The organism is Nocardia sp. CC227C, assembly GCF_030767025.1.
In the GTDB taxonomy this organism is placed as follows: domain Bacteria; phylum Actinomycetota; class Actinomycetes; order Mycobacteriales; family Mycobacteriaceae; genus Nocardia.
On sequence record NZ_JASITE010000013.1, the window covers coordinates 107408 to 124756 of the forward strand.

19 protein-coding genes are annotated in these 17349 nt (G+C 68.4%); 10 read left to right on the forward strand and 9 right to left on the reverse strand.

Features of this window, described 5'->3' with window-relative positions; translation table 11 throughout:
- Together hsaC and hsaB are read left to right on the forward strand one after the other, a co-directional pair.
- The gene (gene hsaC / locus QMO76_RS25080) at nucleotides 1-900 is read left to right on the forward strand and encodes an iron-dependent extradiol dioxygenase HsaC (protein WP_372342070.1); all 900 of its coding nucleotides are present in this window, start codon (nucleotides 1-3) and stop codon (nucleotides 898-900) included.
- Between the two features lie 14 nt (nucleotides 901-914).
- The gene (hsaB, locus tag QMO76_RS25085) at nucleotides 915-1499 is read left to right on the forward strand and encodes a 3-hydroxy-9,10-secoandrosta-1,3,5(10)-triene-9,17-dione monooxygenase reductase subunit (RefSeq protein ID WP_306363899.1); all 585 of its coding nucleotides are present in this window, start codon (nucleotides 915-917) and stop codon (nucleotides 1497-1499) included.
- Nucleotides 1500-1529: 30 nt separating this feature from the next.
- Here hsaB and QMO76_RS25090 read toward each other — a convergent pair whose 3' ends face one another.
- Both QMO76_RS25090 and QMO76_RS25095 read right to left on the reverse strand, forming a co-directional pair.
- Nucleotides 1530-2462, reverse strand: a complete 933-nt coding sequence (locus QMO76_RS25090; protein ID WP_306363778.1) for an AraC family transcriptional regulator — start codon at nucleotides 2460-2462, stop codon at nucleotides 1530-1532.
- An 83-nt stretch (nucleotides 2463-2545) separates the two neighbouring features.
- A complete protein-coding gene (locus QMO76_RS25095; RefSeq protein WP_306363779.1) occupies nucleotides 2546-3472 on the reverse strand; it encodes an NADP-dependent oxidoreductase in 927 nt (308 codons plus the stop codon).
- Between the two features lie 224 nt (nucleotides 3473-3696).
- On the opposite strand from QMO76_RS25095, the gene QMO76_RS25100 reads away from it, so the two are divergent.
- The gene (locus QMO76_RS25100; protein ID WP_306363900.1) at nucleotides 3697-3882 is read left to right on the forward strand and encodes a DUF433 domain-containing protein; all 186 of its coding nucleotides are present in this window, start codon (nucleotides 3697-3699) and stop codon (nucleotides 3880-3882) included.
- A gap of 143 nt (nucleotides 3883-4025) precedes the next feature.
- On the opposite strand, the gene dmpG is transcribed toward QMO76_RS25100, so the two are convergent.
- From dmpG to QMO76_RS25115, 3 genes are read right to left on the reverse strand one after another with little or no spacing between them, the layout of a single operon-like run.
- Nucleotides 4026-5075, reverse strand: a complete 1050-nt coding sequence (dmpG, locus tag QMO76_RS25105) for a 4-hydroxy-2-oxovalerate aldolase (RefSeq protein ID WP_306363780.1) — start codon at nucleotides 5073-5075, stop codon at nucleotides 4026-4028.
- A 13-nt stretch (nucleotides 5076-5088) separates the two neighbouring features.
- On the reverse strand, nucleotides 5089-6030 hold the full coding sequence (locus QMO76_RS25110) for an acetaldehyde dehydrogenase (acetylating) (protein WP_306363781.1): 942 nt from the start codon (nucleotides 6028-6030) through the stop codon (nucleotides 5089-5091).
- 10 nt (nucleotides 6031-6040) lie between these two features.
- Nucleotides 6041-6826, reverse strand: coding sequence for a 2-keto-4-pentenoate hydratase (locus tag QMO76_RS25115; protein ID WP_306363782.1), 786 nt, complete (start codon nucleotides 6824-6826; stop codon nucleotides 6041-6043).
- Between the two features lie 143 nt (nucleotides 6827-6969).
- Here QMO76_RS25115 and kstD point away from each other — a divergent pair, with 143 nt between their 5' ends.
- Nucleotides 6970-8688: a 3-oxosteroid 1-dehydrogenase gene (kstD, locus tag QMO76_RS25120; protein ID WP_372342072.1), complete on the forward strand. Its 1719-nt coding sequence runs from the start codon at nucleotides 6970-6972 to the stop codon at nucleotides 8686-8688.
- Nucleotides 8689-9178: 490 nt separating this feature from the next.
- Nucleotides 9179-10039: a MaoC family dehydratase gene (locus tag QMO76_RS25125; protein WP_306363784.1), complete on the forward strand. Its 861-nt coding sequence runs from the start codon at nucleotides 9179-9181 to the stop codon at nucleotides 10037-10039.
- A 137-nt stretch (nucleotides 10040-10176) separates the two neighbouring features.
- On the opposite strand, the gene QMO76_RS25130 is transcribed toward QMO76_RS25125, so the two are convergent.
- Genes QMO76_RS25130 through QMO76_RS25140 form a run of 3 tightly spaced genes read right to left on the reverse strand, consistent with a single transcriptional unit; the run spans nucleotide 10177 to nucleotide 11416 of the window.
- Entirely contained in the window at nucleotides 10177-10611 is a 435-nt protein-coding gene (locus QMO76_RS25130) for a PIN domain-containing protein (RefSeq protein WP_306363785.1), read from the reverse strand.
- Nucleotides 10608-10817, reverse strand: a complete 210-nt coding sequence (locus tag QMO76_RS25135; RefSeq protein ID WP_306363786.1) for a type II toxin-antitoxin system VapB family antitoxin — start codon at nucleotides 10815-10817, stop codon at nucleotides 10608-10610. The genes QMO76_RS25130 and QMO76_RS25135 overlap by 4 nt, the downstream gene beginning before the upstream one ends.
- 5 nt (nucleotides 10818-10822) lie before the next feature.
- Nucleotides 10823-11416 carry a hypothetical protein gene (locus QMO76_RS25140; protein ID WP_306363787.1) on the reverse strand — a complete coding sequence of 198 codons (594 nt, stop codon included), beginning with the start codon at nucleotides 11414-11416 and terminating at the stop codon, nucleotides 10823-10825.
- Nucleotides 11417-11664: 248 nt separating this feature from the next.
- Here QMO76_RS25140 and QMO76_RS25145 point away from each other — a divergent pair, with 248 nt between their 5' ends.
- Both QMO76_RS25145 and QMO76_RS25150 read left to right on the forward strand, forming a co-directional pair.
- Nucleotides 11665-12417, forward strand: a complete 753-nt coding sequence (locus tag QMO76_RS25145) for a DUF5753 domain-containing protein (protein ID WP_306363788.1) — start codon at nucleotides 11665-11667, stop codon at nucleotides 12415-12417.
- A gap of 47 nt (nucleotides 12418-12464) precedes the next feature.
- Nucleotides 12465-12674, forward strand: a complete 210-nt coding sequence (locus QMO76_RS25150; RefSeq protein WP_306363789.1) for a DUF397 domain-containing protein — start codon at nucleotides 12465-12467, stop codon at nucleotides 12672-12674.
- A gap of 118 nt (nucleotides 12675-12792) precedes the next feature.
- Here the strand turns inward: QMO76_RS25150 and QMO76_RS25155 are convergent, their stop codons facing one another.
- On the reverse strand, nucleotides 12793-13401 hold the full coding sequence (locus tag QMO76_RS25155) for a TetR/AcrR family transcriptional regulator (RefSeq protein ID WP_306363790.1): 609 nt from the start codon (nucleotides 13399-13401) through the stop codon (nucleotides 12793-12795).
- A gap of 83 nt (nucleotides 13402-13484) precedes the next feature.
- Between QMO76_RS25155 and zapE the strand changes: the two genes are divergently transcribed.
- The 3 genes from zapE (at nucleotide 13485) to QMO76_RS25170 (ending at nucleotide 17149) form a co-directional block, all read left to right on the forward strand.
- Nucleotides 13485-14432: a cell division protein ZapE gene (zapE, locus tag QMO76_RS25160; RefSeq protein WP_306363791.1), complete on the forward strand. Its 948-nt coding sequence runs from the start codon at nucleotides 13485-13487 to the stop codon at nucleotides 14430-14432.
- Nucleotides 14433-14582: 150 nt separating this feature from the next.
- Nucleotides 14583-15785 carry a glycosyltransferase family 1 protein gene (locus tag QMO76_RS25165; RefSeq protein WP_306363792.1) on the forward strand — a complete coding sequence of 401 codons (1203 nt, stop codon included), beginning with the start codon at nucleotides 14583-14585 and terminating at the stop codon, nucleotides 15783-15785.
- Between the two features lie 2 nt (nucleotides 15786-15787).
- Nucleotides 15788-17149, forward strand: a complete 1362-nt coding sequence (locus QMO76_RS25170; RefSeq protein WP_306363901.1) for a UDP-glucose/GDP-mannose dehydrogenase family protein — start codon at nucleotides 15788-15790, stop codon at nucleotides 17147-17149.
- Nucleotides 17150-17349 lie beyond the last annotated feature (200 nt).

The window sequence follows — 17349 nt, forward strand, 5'->3', positions numbered from 1 at the left end:
ATGGGGATTCGAGCGCTCGGATATATGCGCATCGAGGCCACCGATATGGCGGCCTGGCGCGACTACGGGCTCAAGGTACTCGGCATGATGGAGGCTCCGGGACCCGATCCGGACGCCCTCTACCTGCGCATGGACGACTTCCCGGCGCGGCTGGTGATCGTGCCCGGCGAGCGGGACCGGCTGCTGGTCTCCGGCTGGGAGGTCGTGGACGCGCCCGCGCTGCAGGCGCTGCGCGACCGGCTGTCCGAACACGGGGTGGCGTTCAAGGAGGCCACCAAGGAGGAGCTAGCGGACCGGCGGGTGGAGAACATGATCCGCTTCGAGGACCCCTCCGGCAATGTGCTGGAGGCGTTCCACGGGGCGCAATACCTGGCGCGGCGGTTCGTGAGCCCGTACGGGCACAAGTTCGTCACCGCCGAGCAGGGGCTCGGGCACGTGGTGCTCACCTGCACCGACGACGCCGCCGCCCAGGCGTTCTACCAGGATGTGCTCGGCTTCCGGCTGCGCGACTCCATGCGGCTGCCGCCGCAGATGGTGGGGCGGCCCGCCGACGGTGATCCGGCCTGGCTGCGGTTCTACGGCTGCAATCCGCGCCATCACTCGCTGGCGTTCCTGCCGCTGCCCAACCCCACCGGTATCGTGCACCTCATGGTGGAGGTGGAGAATTCCGACGACGTCGGGCTCTGCCTGGACCGCGCGCTGCGCAAGAAGGTGAAGATGTCGGCGACGCTGGGGCGGCACATCAACGACAAGATGCTGTCGTTCTACATGAAGACGCCCGGCGGCTTCGATATCGAATTCGGCTGTGAGGGCTTGGAAGTCGAAGACGAGTCGTGGATCGCACGGGAGTCCACGGCGGTCAGCCTGTGGGGTCACGACTTCAGCGTGGGATTCAAGTGAGCGACGGGGCGGAGATGACGACCGAGGAGTACCCGGAGATCGACGGGCGCGGGTTCCGGAATGTGCTGGGGCAGTTCTGCACCGGCATCACCATCATCACCACCTTCGACGAGGTCGAGGGAGTGAGAACGCCGATCGGGTTCGCCTGCCAGTCCTTCGCCGCCCTGTCCCTGGAACCACCGCTGGTGCTGTTCTGCCCCACCAAGGGCTCGCGCTCCTGGGCGGCCATCGAACGCAGCGGGCGGTTCAGCGTGAGCATCCTCGCCGAGGACCAGCAGGAGGTGTGCGCCCGCTTCGGCTCCCGCGAACCCGACAAGTTCGCCGGAACCCCTTGGCACACCTCGGATCTGGACCTCCCGGTGCTGGACGGCGCATTGGCCACGATCCAGTGCACGGTGGCCGATGTGCGCGACGGCGGCGATCACTTCATCGTGATCGGACGGGTCCTGGCCCTGTCGGAGGCCACGGCCTCCGGCAGGCCGCTGTTGTTCTACCGGGGGCAGTACACCGCCATCGAGCCGGAGAAGACCAAGCCCGCGCCGTGGCGGGCCGACCTGGAGCACTTCCTCACCACGACCACGCTGGACACCTGGTTGTAGGCAGCCGAGAGCGGGCCGGTTGTCGTTCGGTCAGGCGGCGACGCGGGTCTGGCGGCGGTACTGCCCCGGGGGCAGGCCGTATTCGCGTTTGAAGGCCTTGCCGAAGGCGAATTCGGAGGTGTAGCCGGTGCGGGCGGCGATCTGGCCGACCGGGATGTCGTCCTCGCGCAGCAGGCGAGCGGCGGTGGTGAGCCGCCAGCGGGTGAGGTAGGCCAGCGGGGGTTCGCCGACCATGGTGGCGAAGCGTTTGGCGAACGCGGCGCGGGACAGGCCCGCGCGGTCGGCCAGGGACTGCACCGTCCAGCCGGCGGCGGGGTCGGCATGGATGGCGGCCAGGGCGGGGGCGACAGCCGGATCCCGCAGCGCCGCGGCCCAGCCCACGGATTCCGAGGCGGGCTGGTCCTCGATCCAGGCCCGCAGGATGTACAGCAGCAGGGCGTCGATGAGCGCGGGCACGATGCCGTGCGAGCCGATGCGCGGATTGTCCAGCTCCGCGCCGAGCAGCTGCACGGCCGCCGTCAACTCCGGATGATGCCCGTGGCGGGCGGGCAGGTGGATGAACTCCGGCAGCTGCCGCAGCAGCGGATGCCGCCGCGACCCGTCCAGGTGGTAGTTGCCGCACAACAGACTGGTGAGCGGGCCGTCGCCGCCGATGGACACCGCGCCCACCGGCGGCCGACCCGAATACTGTTCCGGCCGAGGTTCTTCCGCCGGAGTATCGGGATGGTCGGCGAGGATGTGGCCCGCGCCGTCGCGCAGGAAGATCACATCGCCGGGCCCGAGCGCGACGGCCTCGGACGAGTCGGCCGAGGGAATGATCCAGCACGTCCCGTGCAGCACCACGTGGAATCCCGCGCCCAGCACCTCCGGCAGCCGCATCGCCCACGGCGCGCGCCCGTCGGTGCGCACCGAATTGGGCGCACCTGTCCGCATCGACGCCAGCGCCTCGCTGAGCACATCCATCCACCCACTCCTCGTCCAAGGCCCGCGCGATCAACTCGCCGTCGGAGCGAAGTGGCCGCAACGGCACACCTCGCCCGACGCGGTCAGTTCACCGCCAGGACCACCTTGCCCACAGTCTGCCCGGAGCCCACCAGCTCGTGGGCGGTGGCCGCCTCCTCCAGCGGCAGGGTGCGCGAGACGTGCGGGCGGATCTTGCCCGCGTCCACCAAGTCCGCGATGGCCTCCAGCGCGGCGTAGTCGGGTTCGACCGAGACTCCGGCGAAGCGGCGGCCCGCGGCCTCCACCTGCGCCGCCCGCTCGGGGTTGAAGTGCTCCATGATGCTCACCAGCACGCCGCCCGGCTTCAGCACCCGCGCCGAGCGCTCCCCGTCGGCATTGGAGTCGAAGGCCACGTCGAGGTCGCGCAGCACCTCGGTGTAGTCGGTGGTGCGGTAGTCGATCACCTCGTCCGCACCGAGGCCGCGCACGAAGTCGTGTTTGGCGGCGCTGGCCAGCGCGATGACGTGCGCCCCGCGCGCCTTGGCGATCTGCACGGCCAGATGGCCGACGCCGCCCGCCGCCCGGTGGATCAGCACCCGCTCGCCCGCCGTGATCGCGGCCCTGTCGACCAGGCCCTGCCAGGCGGTCAGCGCGGCCAGCGGCAGGGCGGCCGCCTCGATGTGGCTGAGGGACTTGGGCTTACGGGCCACCTGGCGCGACGGCGTGGCCACGTATTCCGCGTAGCCGGTGGCGGCGCGCGGGAAGAACGGCATGCCGTAGATCTCCTCGCCGACCGCGTATCGCGCTCCCGGTGCGGCGGCCGCCACCACGCCGGAGATATCCCAGCCGACGCCGAAGGGCGGCTCACCCAGCAGCGGGATGGCTCCCGCCCGCACCGCCACGTCGACCGGGTTCACCGAGCTGGCGTGCACCCGCACCAGCACCTCGCCCGAGAGCAGTTCCGGCCGCTCGACCTCGGCGACCTCGAGCACCTCGGGCCCGCCGATCGACTTCTGAATCACCGCACGCATTGTCACTCCCACTGTTGTTCCGTTCGATCCGATACGGCAACACTACGAATGACCGTCAAGACGATGTATGGCTACAAGTCTCCTGTTTTGGTCTCATCGTCTTCCGAGCGAGACTTGCATTCAAGTTCCGGGACATACGTCCGGTCAACGGGCCACAGACGTCGAACAGCGCGGCCACAGAGAAGGATTACTGTTCCCGCGTAGCGTTCGAAGCCGTGGCCGAGATGGAGCGCATTACGTCCGATCCCCGCGTCTGCCGGGGGCTGCCCGTCGTCCGGGGCATGCGGTATCCGGTGGCGCTGCTCGCGGATCTCCTCGGCGCGGGGGTGAGCGCCGAGGAGATCCTGTCCGACAATCCGGGGCTCGAGGCCGCGGATCTGTACGCGGTGTGGCGGTACGCGGCCGGATAGCGGGCCGGGCCGCGACCTGTAGGTCGCGGCCCGGCGTGCCTCCGAGTTCAGTTGTCCCTCCGAGCTCATCGGCATCCTCAGGGTAGCGATCCGGCGCGGGCGAGCCGCACCGTCGCCTTCCCGGCAGCGGGGAGGCGTGGGGTTCAGGCGGTCGTCGCCCGCTCCCGCCGCAACTCCAGGGCGATGTCGATGAGCTGGTCTTCCTGGCCGCCGACCAGTTTGCGCTTCCCCGCGCGCACCAGCATCTCGGCGGCGGAGACGCCGTAGCGCTCGGCCTGCCGCTCCGCGTGCCGCAGGAACGACGAGTAGACGCCCGCGTAACCCATCATGAGCGCCTGCCGGTCGAGCAGGCATTCCGCGGGCATGGCCGGGCGGACCACGTCCTCGGCCGCGTCGGTGACGGCGAAGAAGTCCACGCCGGTCTTGATGCCGAGCTTGTCGCAGACGCCGATGAACGCCTCGACCGGCAGATTGCCCGCGCCCGCGCCGAAACGCCGTGCGGAGCCGTCGATCTGGGTGGCCCCGGCGCGCACGGCGTACACCGAGTTGGCGACGGCCAGGCCCAGGTTCTCGTGTCCGTGGAAGCCGACCTGGGCGTCGTCACCGAGTTCGGCGACCAGCGCCGCCACCCGGTCGGTGACCTGCTCCAGCACCAGCGCACCGGCGGAGTCCACCACGTACACGCACTGGCAGCCCGCGTCGGCCATGATGCGGCCCTGCTTGGCGAGCATCTCCGGGGTGGTGCTGTGCGCCATCATGAGGAAGCCGACCGTCTCCAGGCCGAGTTCGCGGGCCAGGCCGAAGTGCTGGATGGAGACGTCGGCCTCGGTGCAGTGGGTGGCGATGCGGCAGATGCTCGCGCCATTGTCCTGCGAGATCTTGATGTCTTCCTTGACGCCGACGCCCGGCAGCATCAGGAAGGCGATCTCGGCGCGCTGCGCCGTCTCCGCGGCGGCCTTGATCAGTTCCTGCTCCGGGGTTTTGGAGAACCCGTAGTTGAACGAGGAGCCGCCCAGGCCGTCACCGTGGGTGACCTCGATGACCGGCACCCCGGACGCGTCGAGGGCGGCGACGATGGCGCGCACCTCGGTGACGGTGAACTGGTGGCGCTTGTGATGTGAGCCGTCCCGCAGCGAGGTGTCGGTGACGCGCACATCGAGTTCGCCCGAGAAGGGCTTGAACACGTTGTCCATGGTGGATATCTCCTTACACCCGAGCCGCTGAGTCGGTCTGGTCGCTCCGCCGCGCACCGCTGCTGATCTGATCGGCCACGACCTCGCCCACCCGGGTGGCGGCGGCGGTCATGATGTCGAGGTTGCCCGCGTACGGCGGCAGGAAGTCGCCCGCGCCCTCCACCTCCACGAAGATCGACACCTTGGCCATGCCACCGGAAACCAGCGACGGCTCGTCGAACTGCGGTTCGTTGAGCAGCCGGTAGCCGGGCACGTACTCCTGGATGGACTTCTCCATGGCGTGGATGGATTCGGCGATGGCGTCGCGGTCGGCATCGTCGGGAATCGCGCAGAAGATGGTGTCGCGCATGATCATCGGCGGTTCGGCCGGATTCAGGATGATGATGGCCTTGCCGCGCTCGGCCCCGCCGATGGTCTCCACGCCCTTGGAGGTGGTCTTGGTGAACTCGTCGATATTGGCGCGGGTGCCGGGACCGGCCGACACCGAGGACACCGACGCCACGATCTCCGCGTATGCCACGGGGACGACCCGGGATACGGCCGCCACCATGGGAATGGTGGCCTGCCCGCCGCAGGTGATCATATTGACGTTCGGGGCCTCCACCAGCGAGTCCAGATTGACCGGCGGAATCACGGCCGGGCCGACCGCGGCGGGGGTGAGGTCGATGGCGCGGATACCGGCCGCCTCGTATTTGGGCGCGTAGGCGCGATGCACGTACGCCGAGGTGGCCTCGAAGAGCAGATCGGGCTTGTCGGGCAGGGCGAGCAGCCAGTCCGCGCCCTCGGCCGAGGTCTCCAGCCCGAGTCCGCGCGCCCGCTTCAAACCCTCGGAGTCCGGGTCGATGCCGATCATCCAGCGCGGCTCGATCTTCTCCGAGCGCAGCAGTTTGTACAGCAGATCGGTGCTGATATTGCCGGATCCGACGATCGCGGCGGTGACCTTGTTCGCAGTCACGGCAGTTCTCCTAGCTGAAACGCAGACGGACGGAACCGAGTCCGGCGAACTCGGCGGTGAAGTCGTCACCCGGGCGGGCGTCGATGGCGCGGGTGCAGGAGCCGGGCAGCACGATGTCGCCCTTGCGCAGACGCACCCCGAACGAGGCGACCTTGCGCGCCAGCCACGCCACCGCGATGGTCGGATCGCCGAGCACGGCGTCGCTGCGTCCCTGGGCCACCACCTCGCCGTTGCGGGTGAGCACGGCGTCGATCTTCTTGATATCCAACTGATCCGGGGCGACGCGCTGCGGACCCAGCACCCAGCCCGCCGAGGAGGCGTTGTCGGCGATGGTGTCGCACAGGCCGATCTTCCACTCCTTGATGCGGGTGTCGATCAGCTCGATGGCGGGCGCGTAGGCGACGGTCGCCGCCAGCACGTCGGCTTCGGTGCAGTCCTCGCCCGGCAGGTCCGCGCCCAGCACGAATCCCACCTCGACCTCGACCCGCGGGTACAGGTATTTCGAGGTGTCCACCGGAATGTCTTCGAAGACTTCCATTTCCGCGAGCAGATGGCCGTAGTCGGGTTCGTCCACGCCCATCATCCGCTGCATGGCCTCGGAGGAGAGCCCGACCTTGTGACCGATCACACGTGCGCCGCCGTCGATCCGCCGCCGGATATTGATGAGCTGGATCTCGTAGGCGTCGACGACATCGATGTCGGCATACCGCGCCACCAGCGGATCGAGCGGCACCCGATCCCGCTCGGCGACGGCGAGCTCTTCTGCCAGTTCCTTCCGTACCGCGTCGGATAGCACGCTTGTTTCCTTCCATCGAGGGTCAGGCCGTTGACCCGGGCCGTACCGAGCATAGGAACTGAAACGAGTTTCGTTTCCGGGTTTCGCCCCGAGAGTCCCAGCTGCCAGACCAAGATAGACCAAACCTGGTTTGATTCTATAACGTGTTCTACATGAACGATCCGGTTAGTAGCGAGCACAGCTACGACGTGGTGGTGGTCGGCAGCGGAGCCGCCGGGATGACCGCCGCGCTCACCGCCGCCCACCACGGGCTGCGTGCGGTGCTCATCGAGAAGGCACCCCACTACGGCGGATCCACCGCACGCTCGGGTGGAGGCGTATGGATTCCGGGGAACAAGGCGCTGCAGGCCGCCGGACGCCCCGACGACCGCGAGGAAGCCCGCACCTACCTGCACAGCATCATCGGCGACGCGGTGCCCGCCGACCGGATCGACACCTACATCGACCGCGGCGCGGAAGCCTTCGACTTCGTGCTCGACCACACCCCGCTGCGGATGAAGTGGGTGCCCGGCTACTCCGACTACTACCCGGAGGCTCCCGGCGGCCGGGGCGAGGGCCGCTCCTGCGAACCCGCACCGTTCAATGCCAAGATCCTCGGCGAGGAACGCTTCAAACTGGAGCCGCCCTACGCCAAGGCCCCGCTCAACGTCGTGGTCATGCAGGCCGATTTCGTGCGGTTGAACCTCATCCGCCGCCACCCCAAGGGCATCATGCGCGCCATGCGGGTCGGCGCGCGCACCTATCTCGCCAAGTGGACCGGCAAGCACATCCTCGGCATGGGGCAGGCCATCATCGCCGCCATGCGCAAGGGACTCATGGACGCGAACGTGCCCGTGCTGCTCGAGACCCCCATGACCAAGCTCATCGTGGAGGACGGGCGCGTGGTGGGCGTCGAGGCGCTGCGCGACGGCAAGCCCGTCGTCTTCCGCGCCCGCCACGGCGTGGTGCTGGGCAGCGGCGGCTTCGAACACAACGCCGAGATGCGCACCAAGTACCAGCGCCAGCCCATCGGCACCGAATGGACCACCGGCGCGGCGGCCAATACCGGCGACGGCATCATCGCCGGTATGGAAGCCGGGGGCGCGGTGGACTTCATGGAGGACGCCTGGTGGGGGCCGACCATCTTCAAGAGCGGCAAACCGTGGTTCGCACTGGCCGAACGGAATCTGCCCGGCACCATCATGGTCAACGCCGACGGCAAGCGATTCGGTAATGAGTCCGCTCCTTACGTCGAGGCCGTGCACACCATGTACGGCGGCGAATACGGGCAGGGTGACGGTCCGGGCGAGAACATCCCGGCCTGGCTGGTATTCGACCAGCGCTACCGCAACCGCTACATCTTCGCCGGATTGCAGCCTGGTCAGCGGATTCCGTCCCGCTGGATGGAAAACGACAACATCGTCAAGGCCGACACCATCGCCGAACTGGCCGACCGGATCGGGGTGCCCGCGGCGAATCTCACCGCCACCGTCGAACGGTTCAACTCGTTCGCCGAAACCGGCGTGGACGAGGACTTCGGGCGCGGCAAGAGCCACTACGACCGGTACTACGGCGATCCGACCGTGAAGCCGAACCCGTGCCTGGCCGCGCTGGTGCAGGGACCGTTCTACGCGGCCAAGATGGTGCCCGGCGACCTCGGCACCAAGGGCGGACTCGTCGCCGACACCGCCGGACGCGTGCTGCGCGAGGACGGCACCGTCATCGAGGGCCTCTACGCCTCCGGCAACAGCGCCACCCCCGCCATGGGCCACACCTACGCCGGACCCGGCGCGACCATCGGCCCGGCCATCACCTTCGCCTACCTGGCCGTCCTCGACATCGCCGCCAAGGCGAAGCGGAGCGAGGCCGCCACAGCGTCCTGAACCGTCCCAACCCGGTTCAGGATCGGGTTGGGCGCGTCCGGGTCACAGCGAGCGCGCCCAACCCACCCTGCCCGTCGGTGCCTGCACACCCCGGGCGGCACAACCGAATATGCGATACAGCCGAAGACACGGCGGTCGCCCGCCGGGGGCATACCGGCCCGGCGGGCGGCTGCCGCTCGGGGTTGGACATCGAGACCCACCACACCGATGGATGTGCCAGCGGCGAGCTGGACCAAGACCCGGCTCCCGCCCCGTGCGCCGACGCACAAGCGCGGCAGGGGGCTTTCGAACCCCGCTCCAAGTAGGACCCCCCGCAGCAATCCGGTGGAGACACCGATCGGACCGTCTCGACGAGCGAGCACGGGGCTTGCGCCGACGCGGGCGCGGCAAGAGGATCGGAGCCGCATGGGTTCGTCCGCGCGGCCACTGCCCGGATACGACGCGGCGGCCCCCTGGGAGCGCCGCTCACCGACATTCACGAGGAGACCACATGCCCATCGACCTGAACAGCGCACTCGGCGCGGAGATCCCCGGGCGGGAGTTCGCCTGGTCGCCCAGCGATGTGCAGCACTACAACCTGGCGCTCGGCGCGGGCGCGCGGTGGACCGACGCGGCGGAGCTGCGGTATCTCGACGACCGGGAGCCGCAGGTGCTGCCGTCCTTCGCCACCGTCGCCCCCACCTTCCACGAGACCGCGCCACCCGAGGTGAAGTTCACCGGTATCGACATCGACCTGGCGAAGGTGGTGCACGGCAGCCAGGAGATCGTGGTGCACCGCCCGATCCCCGCCTCCGGCAAGGCCACCACGGTCGGCCGCGTCACCGATATCTGGGACAAGGGCTCGGCCGCGGTGGTGTGGCGCGAGGACACCGCCACCGGCTCCGACGGCGAACCGCTGTGGACGGCCCGCTCCTCCATCTTCGCCAAGGGCGAGGGCGGTTTCGGCGGCGACCGCGGCCCCTCCTCCACAACCGAATTGCCCGACCGCGCACCCGATTTCGACGTCCTCACCCCCACCCTCCCGCAGCAGGCCCTGCTCTACCGCATGTGCGGCGACCGCAACCCCCTGCACTCCGACCCCGAATTCGCCCGCAACGCCGGATTCCCCAACCCCATCCTGCACGGCCTGTGCACCTACGGCCTGGTCCTCAAGACCGCCACCGACACCGCGCTGGACCGAGACGCCGCCCGCGTCAAGGGCTTCCGCGCCCGCTTCGCCGGCGTGCTCTACCCCGGCGAAACCATCCGCACCCGAATCTGGCGCACCGACAACGAACTCACCATCACCGCCACCGTCGTGGAACGCGACAACGCCCCCGTCCTCAACGACGTCACCCTCACCCTCGCCTAGCCGCCGAGGGGGAACTGGTGGCGGGCGCTACTCGACCGACGCCGCCACCAGTTCCCCCTCGCATGTCGCTATTGCCGTGCATGGGTGCAGCAGGCGTGGAGTGCGCCGCAATCAGTTCGGCCGCTCGCTCAACCGGCTCAGTCGATGCTGCCAGGAGGTGCGACCCACACGTGCGGTTGCCGCGTGACGGTAGCGATGTGTTCGAAGTCCGAGTCGTAGTGCACGAGTACGGCACCGTGAAACTCCGCGACAGCGGCCGTCAGCAGATCAACGATACCGGCGGCACGATGCAATCCGTGCCGGGCCATCAGCAACTGAACCTCGCGCGCGCGGTCCGCGATGGTCTCGTTGATCGGCAGGTTGACATAGCCGGCTCGGCGGCTGTGTGCGATCTTCTGGACTTCCGCCAGGTTCCGGCCGGAGAATCCGGCCTCCAGATCAACCGTCGCACACGTTGCGGCGGCCCGGTCCACAATGAGCCCGGAGATGACCTTCCGGACGACTGCGTGACGAGTCCGCGCGGCCGCCGAAGTATCGATCAGATGCAGTCGCAACGGGGTGGTTTCACTCAACGGCGAGCCTGACGCATGACCTCGGGGTCCCCGATATCGGGGCCGACTCCCAAGCCGAACGGGTCGTTCAAGACTTGCTCGATGCGTCTCCGGCGCTCCGCGACGAACTCCAGCGCGGCATTGACCGTATCTTTTTTGGTCGTGGTGCCGAGTTCCTTGGCAGCCAGCGCCAGGGCCTCGTCATTCAGGTCGATCATGGTTTTCATATAGCTCATGATATATCTCCGGACATCTTGCTATCAATACTCCTGTTGTAGCATTCGATGCCGACCTCCGCCCGGATGGGCCGAACTCCTCTCCGAGACGACGGGCAGGACTCGTCCGCGGCGGCGGGCGGCACGCCCGGGGTCATCGCGCCTCGCACGTAGGTCACCTCCGGGTCGACAGTGATCACGTCGAGCTGTTCGACCAGCCCCACCGGCACCCGTCCGCCCTCGAAGTGCTCGGGGCCGGGGACGATGACGGCCGCGGCGTCCAAGCGGGTGGCCTGTGCCTTCAACCGGGCCAGTGGCGGCCGCCCGAACTTGGGGTCGTAGACGATCATGTCCGCGAAGTCGTAGCCGAGACGGCTCGCGAGTTCTCGTATCCGGCTCTGATCCCGGAGCCGGGCCGGGCCGGACACATCGGTCCGCAGATAGCCTATGGCCGTTGGCTTGTCACGCATTCCGCTCCCTCGCTCTGTCGCTTCGGCGCTGTAGAACTCCAGGTACACGCCCGGACCGGCGACGCATGTCCGGGCGTCGTCGCAATCGCGGAGTTCGAGCACGCCGCCGGGGAACTCCCACAGCCTGGTGCGCGTGGTCATCTGTCACCCCTGTCCGCTGGTAGTCGTGTGCGCAAGCACAACCAATGCCGGGGGCTTCCGAAAGTGAAAATAGGGAATCCGAATAACTCTCCCGAATTCGCAGCACGGCAACCGATCCACCTGCGACGATCAATCCGATACGGGACCACGGGCCGATCCGGAACGGGACTGACATGTTGGAAGGCGACAGCAGTATCACCCGACGTCAGCTGGGCAGGTATCTCAGGGACGCGCGGGAATCGGTGGGGATGACACTCGAGGACGCCGCGAAGCTCATGGAATGGGGCAAGAGCAGCTTGCAGCGCATCGAGAAGGGGATGAACCAGAAGATCCGGATACGCGATCTCGACGGGTTGATCGAGATCTACGCGATCGACGACGACCGAGCGGCCGGGCTGCGGGGGCTGGCGCAGCAGGCAGCGGAAAAGAGCTGGTGGCACGAGTTCGGCGATGTCATTCCAGCCAATTTCAACGTCTACATCGGACTCGAATCAGCCGCGCAGTCGTTGACGAGCTACCAACCAGATCTGGTGCCCGGGCTACTGCAGACCACCGACTACGCACGCGTCCTGGCCCGGAACGCCTATCCGAACGATACCGAGCACGACATCGCAGGCCGCGTGCGACTGAAGATGGGGCGGCAACGGAAGATCACCCGACACACGAAGCCCGCCTTCCTGCACGTCGTGTTGGCAGAGACAGTGTTGCGCCGTGTGATCGGCGGACCTGCGGTCATGGCTGCTCAGCTGCGCCATCTCGCCGACGCCAGTAGTCGTCCCAACATCACTGTTCGGCTTCTGCCGCTGTCGGCAGGCTGCCCTACCGGTGAGCAGGTAGGCCCCTTCATCATCCTGGAGTTCGGCACAGACAGTCGTGGCGCACCGGAAGAGCCGACCATCGTCTATTCCGAAGGCTTTACGAGCGACATGTACAGCGAGAAGCTGAGTATCGTCGAGCGGTACACGCACGCGTGGCAGAGCCTCCAGCGCTTCGCTGGATGAGAGCATCACCAGATCACTGCTGCGGGATAAAGCAAGGGAGTACCAGCGTGAACGATGATCTGTCCCAGGCCAAGTGGATCAAGAGCAGCCGCAGCGGGGGTGGCAAGGAATGCGTGGAGGTCGCGTTCCTCGGCGGAAACGCGGTCGGAGTCCGGGACTCCAAGAACCCGTCCGGCCCGGCACTGATCTTCGGCGCGGCCGAGTGGGACGCCTTCACGGCGGGCATCGCCACAGGCGAGTTCAGCCGGCCGAAGTAGCGCACGAAGCATTCCACCACCGCTGTCGACCGATTCCGTCGATATTCCCGGATGTCTCGCCCACACGTGCGGTCGCCGGGTGCCGGTGGGCGAGCACGGCATCGTGGAACTCAGCCATTCATCGGCTGCCGAGTCCCATCCGAATGGGCCGTTCTCCCAACCCCGAAAGGTGTACCGCGAGGATGCGCTCGAGTTGGCGAATACTGCCGGCGGTACCGGCGGGCAGGTGCATACGCGCACCGGCGTAGCGGTCGAAGAGGATGCCTTCGAGGACGGCGATGAAGTCGGCGGCGTCGGATTCCGGAGTGCGGGAGCCGAAGGCGGCGAACAGCTCGCGAGCCTTGTCGAGGGAGAACAGCGATGCGGTCAATCGGGACCGCAGTTCCGCGTCACCCATGAGATCCACGAGCAGCGCGTGCCGCACGATCAGGTGGTCACGGCGGTGAGCCAACAGGCGATCGAGCCAGCGGGCGATGTTCGCGGTGGTGACCTGATCGTTCAGGTCGCGCCGCATCGAGGCGAAGTCGTCGCGGGAGCGGGTGTGGATGCGATCGACGACGGCCTCGATGAGGGCGCGTTTGGTGCGGAAGTAATAGGACGTGGAGCCCGCGGGTAGGTCCAGCGCGGTATCCAGGGCGCGGTGGGTCAGCGCTCGCAGCCCCCGGGTGGCGATGAGTTCGATGGCGGAGTCCACGATGCGGGTGCGGCGGTCGAGCACTGTGGACATGGTCACCTTTCCGCGCGAGCCCTCTCGCGACCCTCTACAACTATAGAGGGAACTCTACAAATGTAGAGGCAAGGGAGGGCGGGATGGGTGTCGACGCAGTGGCCCTGGACGCGGATCAACTGGTCGCGGCACGGCGGTTGGCGGAGCTCGACGGGCGGCTCGGGCGGCGGTGGCGGCGGGCGCGCGGGGTGTACCTGCACGGGCGGCCGGGGCGGGGGAAGACCATGCTCATGGACCACTTCCTCGCCGGGCCGCACTCGGATCGCAAGCGCCGCTTTCACTTCCACGGGTTCTTCGCGCAGTTGCATCGGGCCGTGCACGAGACCGGTTCCATCGGCGGGGCGGTGGACGCGCTGCTGGACGGTGCCGAACTGGTGTGCTTCGACGAATTCCACGTGCACGATCCCGGTGATGCCACCCTGGTCGCGCGGCTGCTCGACACCTTGTTCGCGCGGCGCATCACGCTGGTGGTGACCTCGAACTACGCGCCGGAGCGGCTGCTGCCCCATCCGCTGTTCCACCGGCTGTTCGTCCCGACCATCGAGCGCATCCGCGAGAACCTCGACGTGGTGCCGGTGGACGGTCCTCGGGACTACCGCACCGCGGGCGGGCGGGGCGGGGGCTTCGCGGCCGGGGCGTACGTCGTCGACGACTGCGGTGTGCACGGCGACGTGACGGTACCCATCGGTCATCGTCTGTTGCGTGCACGGCGGGCCGAATCCGGGTCGCTGACCGTCGATTTCGCGGAGCTGTGTGGAATTCCGGTGTCGGCGGCGGACTTTCTGGAACTCGCCGGGAAGTTTCGCCGTTGGACGCTCTGCGAGGTACCCGCGCTCGGCACGGTCGATCCGGAATGGGTCATGCGGTTCGCGCATCTGGTCGATGTGCTCTACGACGCCGATCTGGAGCTGTGGGTGTACGCCCGGGTTGCCCGGAGCCACCTGGGGCGGGATGTGGCCGGGGTGCCGGACCTCGGGCGGGCGCTCAGTCGGCTCAGCACCCTTCGATTTCACGCTGGCGACCAGCATTGATCATGTGCGCGAAGCGAGTCTGACGGCCGAGTGAACTCGCCGACCGGACCGACGTTCGGGGTTCATGTCCCGTCCATACCTACGGGGGCTGACGTTGCGGGCGGCTTCTTACGGTGCTTGCAGGAGGCAGCACCGACCGGAGGGGACCCGATGCGAATCCTGAAAAAGGCCCGGGAGTCGATTCCCGAGCCCCTACCCCTCGCAGACCAGCGCGAAGACCGACTGCGGGTGCTGGTCGTCGCCGAATCCTTCCTGCCACAGGTCAACGGTGTCACCAACTCGGTGCGCCGGGTGCTCGACCATCTCGCCGCCGAGGGCCACCAGGCCGAACTGCTCGCCCCCACCGGCCCGCGCAGCTACGCCGGATTCCCGGTGCGCGTGGCGCGCGGCGCGCGGCTGCCGTTCTACCGCGACTTCCGCATCGGCCTGGAGACGCGTCGCCGCCTGCGCCGCATCATGGCGTCCTTTCGACCCGACGTCGTGCACATCGCCTCCCCCGCCACCCTCGGCTATCAGGCCGCGGTGGTCGCCGCCGAACGCGACGTGCCCTCGGTCGCCATCTACCAAACCGATCTGGTGGGCTTCGCGCAGCGCTACGACCTGCCCGGCGGCGTGCGCGCCATGACCGAGCTGACCCGCCGCATCCACCTGCGGGTGGACCGCACACTGGCCCCGTCCACCGCAAGCCTGCGCCAGCTCGAGCTCATGGGCGTGCCCGGCCTGGCGCGCTGGCCGCGCGGCGTGGACCTGGAGCAGTTCGACCCGTCGCGCCGCTCCCGAGAGCTGCGCGAACGCCTGGCCCCCCGTGGCGAAGCCCTGGTCGGCTATATCGGCCGCCTCGCCCCCGAGAAGGAACTGGAACTGCTCGCGCACCTGCGGCGGCTGCCGAATGTCCGGCTGGTCGTGGTCGGCGGCGGCCCGGAGGAGGCGCGGCTGCGAAAACTGTTGCCGCACGCCGCCTTCCTCGGTGTCCTGCACGGCGAGGAGCTGGCCGCCGCGTACGCCTCCCTCGATGTCTTCGTGCACACCGGCCGACACGAAACCTATTGCCAGGCAGCGCAGGAGGCTCTCGCCTCCGGTGTGCCCGTGGTCGCACCGGCCGCGGGCGGCCCCGTCGACGTGGTCGAGCCCGGCACCGGATTCCTCTATCCCCCGGGCGATGCCGACGCCATGGTCGGCTTCGTCGAGCAGCTCGTGAACGATCCCGCGCTGCGCCACCGGACCGCTGCCGCCGCCCAGCAGAGCGTGCGGAACCGCTCCTGGGCAGCGGTCAACCACCTGCTCGTCAGCTACTACCGCGAGGTCATCGCCGAGCGACGTGGCGACGAGCGGCTCACCAAGGAGGCCTGCTGATGTTGCGCATATCCGTCATCGGCACGGGATATCTCGGCGCGACCCATGCCGCGGGCATGGCCGAACTCGGATTCGACGTCCTGGGCGTCGACAACAATGCCGCCAAGGCCGCCGCACTGGCGGCCGGGCGGGTGCCCTTCCACGAGCCGGGCCTGCCGGACCTGCTGAGCAAGCACGTCGACCAGGGCCGACTGAGCTTCGGCACCTCACCGGCCGAGGCCGCGAGCTTCGCCGATGTGCACTTCCTGTGCGTCGGAACCCCCGAAAGCCCCACGGGCGCGGCGGATCTCACGCAGCTGTACGCGGCGATCGAAGGTCTGGTGCCGCACCTGACCCGCAACTGCCTGATCGTGGGCAAGTCCACGGTCCCGGTGGGCACCGCCGAGGCCCTCGCCGCGCGCATCGACGAGCTCGCACCGCGCGGCATCGCCGTGGAACTGGCCTGGAATCCCGAGTTCCTGCGCGAGGGCCACGCCGTCTACGACACCCTGCACCCGAATCGCCTGGTCTTCGGTGTCAACACGCCGGACGCGGAATGGGCGCTGCGGCAGGTGTACGCCGCCGCCATCGCCGAGGGCGCGCCGGTGGTGGTCACCAACCTGCCGACCGCGGAGCTGGTCAAGGTCTCGGCCAATGCCTTTCTCGCCACGAAGATCTCCTTCATCAACGCCATGGCGGAGCTGTGCGAGATCACCGGCGCGGATGTGAACCTGCTGGCCGACGCGCTCGGCCACGACGACCGCATCGGCCGCAAATTCCTGGGCGCGGGTCTGGGTTACGGCGGCGGCTGCCTGCCCAAGGATGTGCGCGCGCTCATCGCCCGCGCCGGGGAACTGGGCGTGCCGGAGTCGGTGCGCTTCCTCGACAGCGTCGACGCCATCAACCTGCGCCGCCGCGAGCGCGTGGTGCTGGAGACCCTGGAGGCGCTGGGCGGCGACCGCCCCACCGGCCGGGTGGCCGTGCTGGGTGCGGCGTTCAAACCGCTCTCCGACGATGTGCGCGATTCCCCGGCCCTGGATGTGGCCGTGCGGCTGCACCACGCCGGAATCGAGGTCACCGTCTACGATCCGGAGGCCAACCGGTCCGCCAGCCGGATCGCTCCGCAGCTGCGGTACGCGCCGAACGCGACCGCCGCGGTGCTCGGCGCGGATGTGGTGCTGCATCTGACCGAATGGCGCGAATTCCGCGACCTCGATCCGGTGCTGCTGAGCTCGGTGGCGCGCCGCCGGGTGCTCATCGACGCCCGCAACGCCCTCGATCCCGAACCCTGGCTGACCGCGGGCTGGGACTTCCGGGCGCTGGGCCGACTGGTGGCGCGGCGGGCGGATGCCGGGCAGGTCGATCCGCTGCTGGAATCGGCCTGAGCGGAGGCGGTTCCGACGGCCGCCGGGCGATATCGGCGGGTTCGCCGACTATTCGAACTTCGAGATAACCCGTTTCAGATCGACGCTGCGGATCCCGCAGGCATTGTGCGAGTTCACAAGCGAATCCGCACTGATCTGGGGACTTCGCGAGAACCGGTGACCTATGCGGTGACCGTGGGTAATCCGTGTTCGCCATTTCC

Coding starts and splice junctions, on each gene's coding strand:
- QMO76_RS25100 (WP_306363900.1), top strand. CDS start 3,697: ATGGAGCGCATTACGTCCGATCCCCGCGTCTGCCGGGGGCTGCCCGTC.
- dmpG (WP_306363780.1), bottom strand. CDS start 5,075: ATGGACAACGTGTTCAAGCCCTTCTCGGGCGAACTCGATGTGCGCGTC.
- QMO76_RS25135 (WP_306363786.1), bottom strand. CDS start 10,817: ATGAAAACCATGATCGACCTGAATGACGAGGCCCTGGCGCTGGCTGCC.
- hsaB (WP_306363899.1), top strand. CDS start 915: ATGACGACCGAGGAGTACCCGGAGATCGACGGGCGCGGGTTCCGGAAT.
- zapE (WP_306363791.1), top strand. CDS start 13,485: ATGGGTGTCGACGCAGTGGCCCTGGACGCGGATCAACTGGTCGCGGCA.
- QMO76_RS25155 (WP_306363790.1), bottom strand. CDS start 13,401: ATGTCCACAGTGCTCGACCGCCGCACCCGCATCGTGGACTCCGCCATC.
- QMO76_RS25095 (WP_306363779.1), bottom strand. CDS start 3,472: ATGCGTGCGGTGATTCAGAAGTCGATCGGCGGGCCCGAGGTGCTCGAG.
- QMO76_RS25090 (WP_306363778.1), bottom strand. CDS start 2,462: ATGGATGTGCTCAGCGAGGCGCTGGCGTCGATGCGGACAGGTGCGCCC.
- hsaC (WP_372342070.1), top strand. CDS start 1: ATGGGGATTCGAGCGCTCGGATATATGCGCATCGAGGCCACCGATATG.
- QMO76_RS25125 (WP_306363784.1), top strand. CDS start 9,179: ATGCCCATCGACCTGAACAGCGCACTCGGCGCGGAGATCCCCGGGCGG.
- QMO76_RS25145 (WP_306363788.1), top strand. CDS start 11,665: ATGACACTCGAGGACGCCGCGAAGCTCATGGAATGGGGCAAGAGCAGC.
- QMO76_RS25140 (WP_306363787.1), bottom strand. CDS start 11,416: ATGACCACGCGCACCAGGCTGTGGGAGTTCCCCGGCGGCGTGCTCGAA.
- QMO76_RS25165 (WP_306363792.1), top strand. CDS start 14,583: ATGCGAATCCTGAAAAAGGCCCGGGAGTCGATTCCCGAGCCCCTACCC.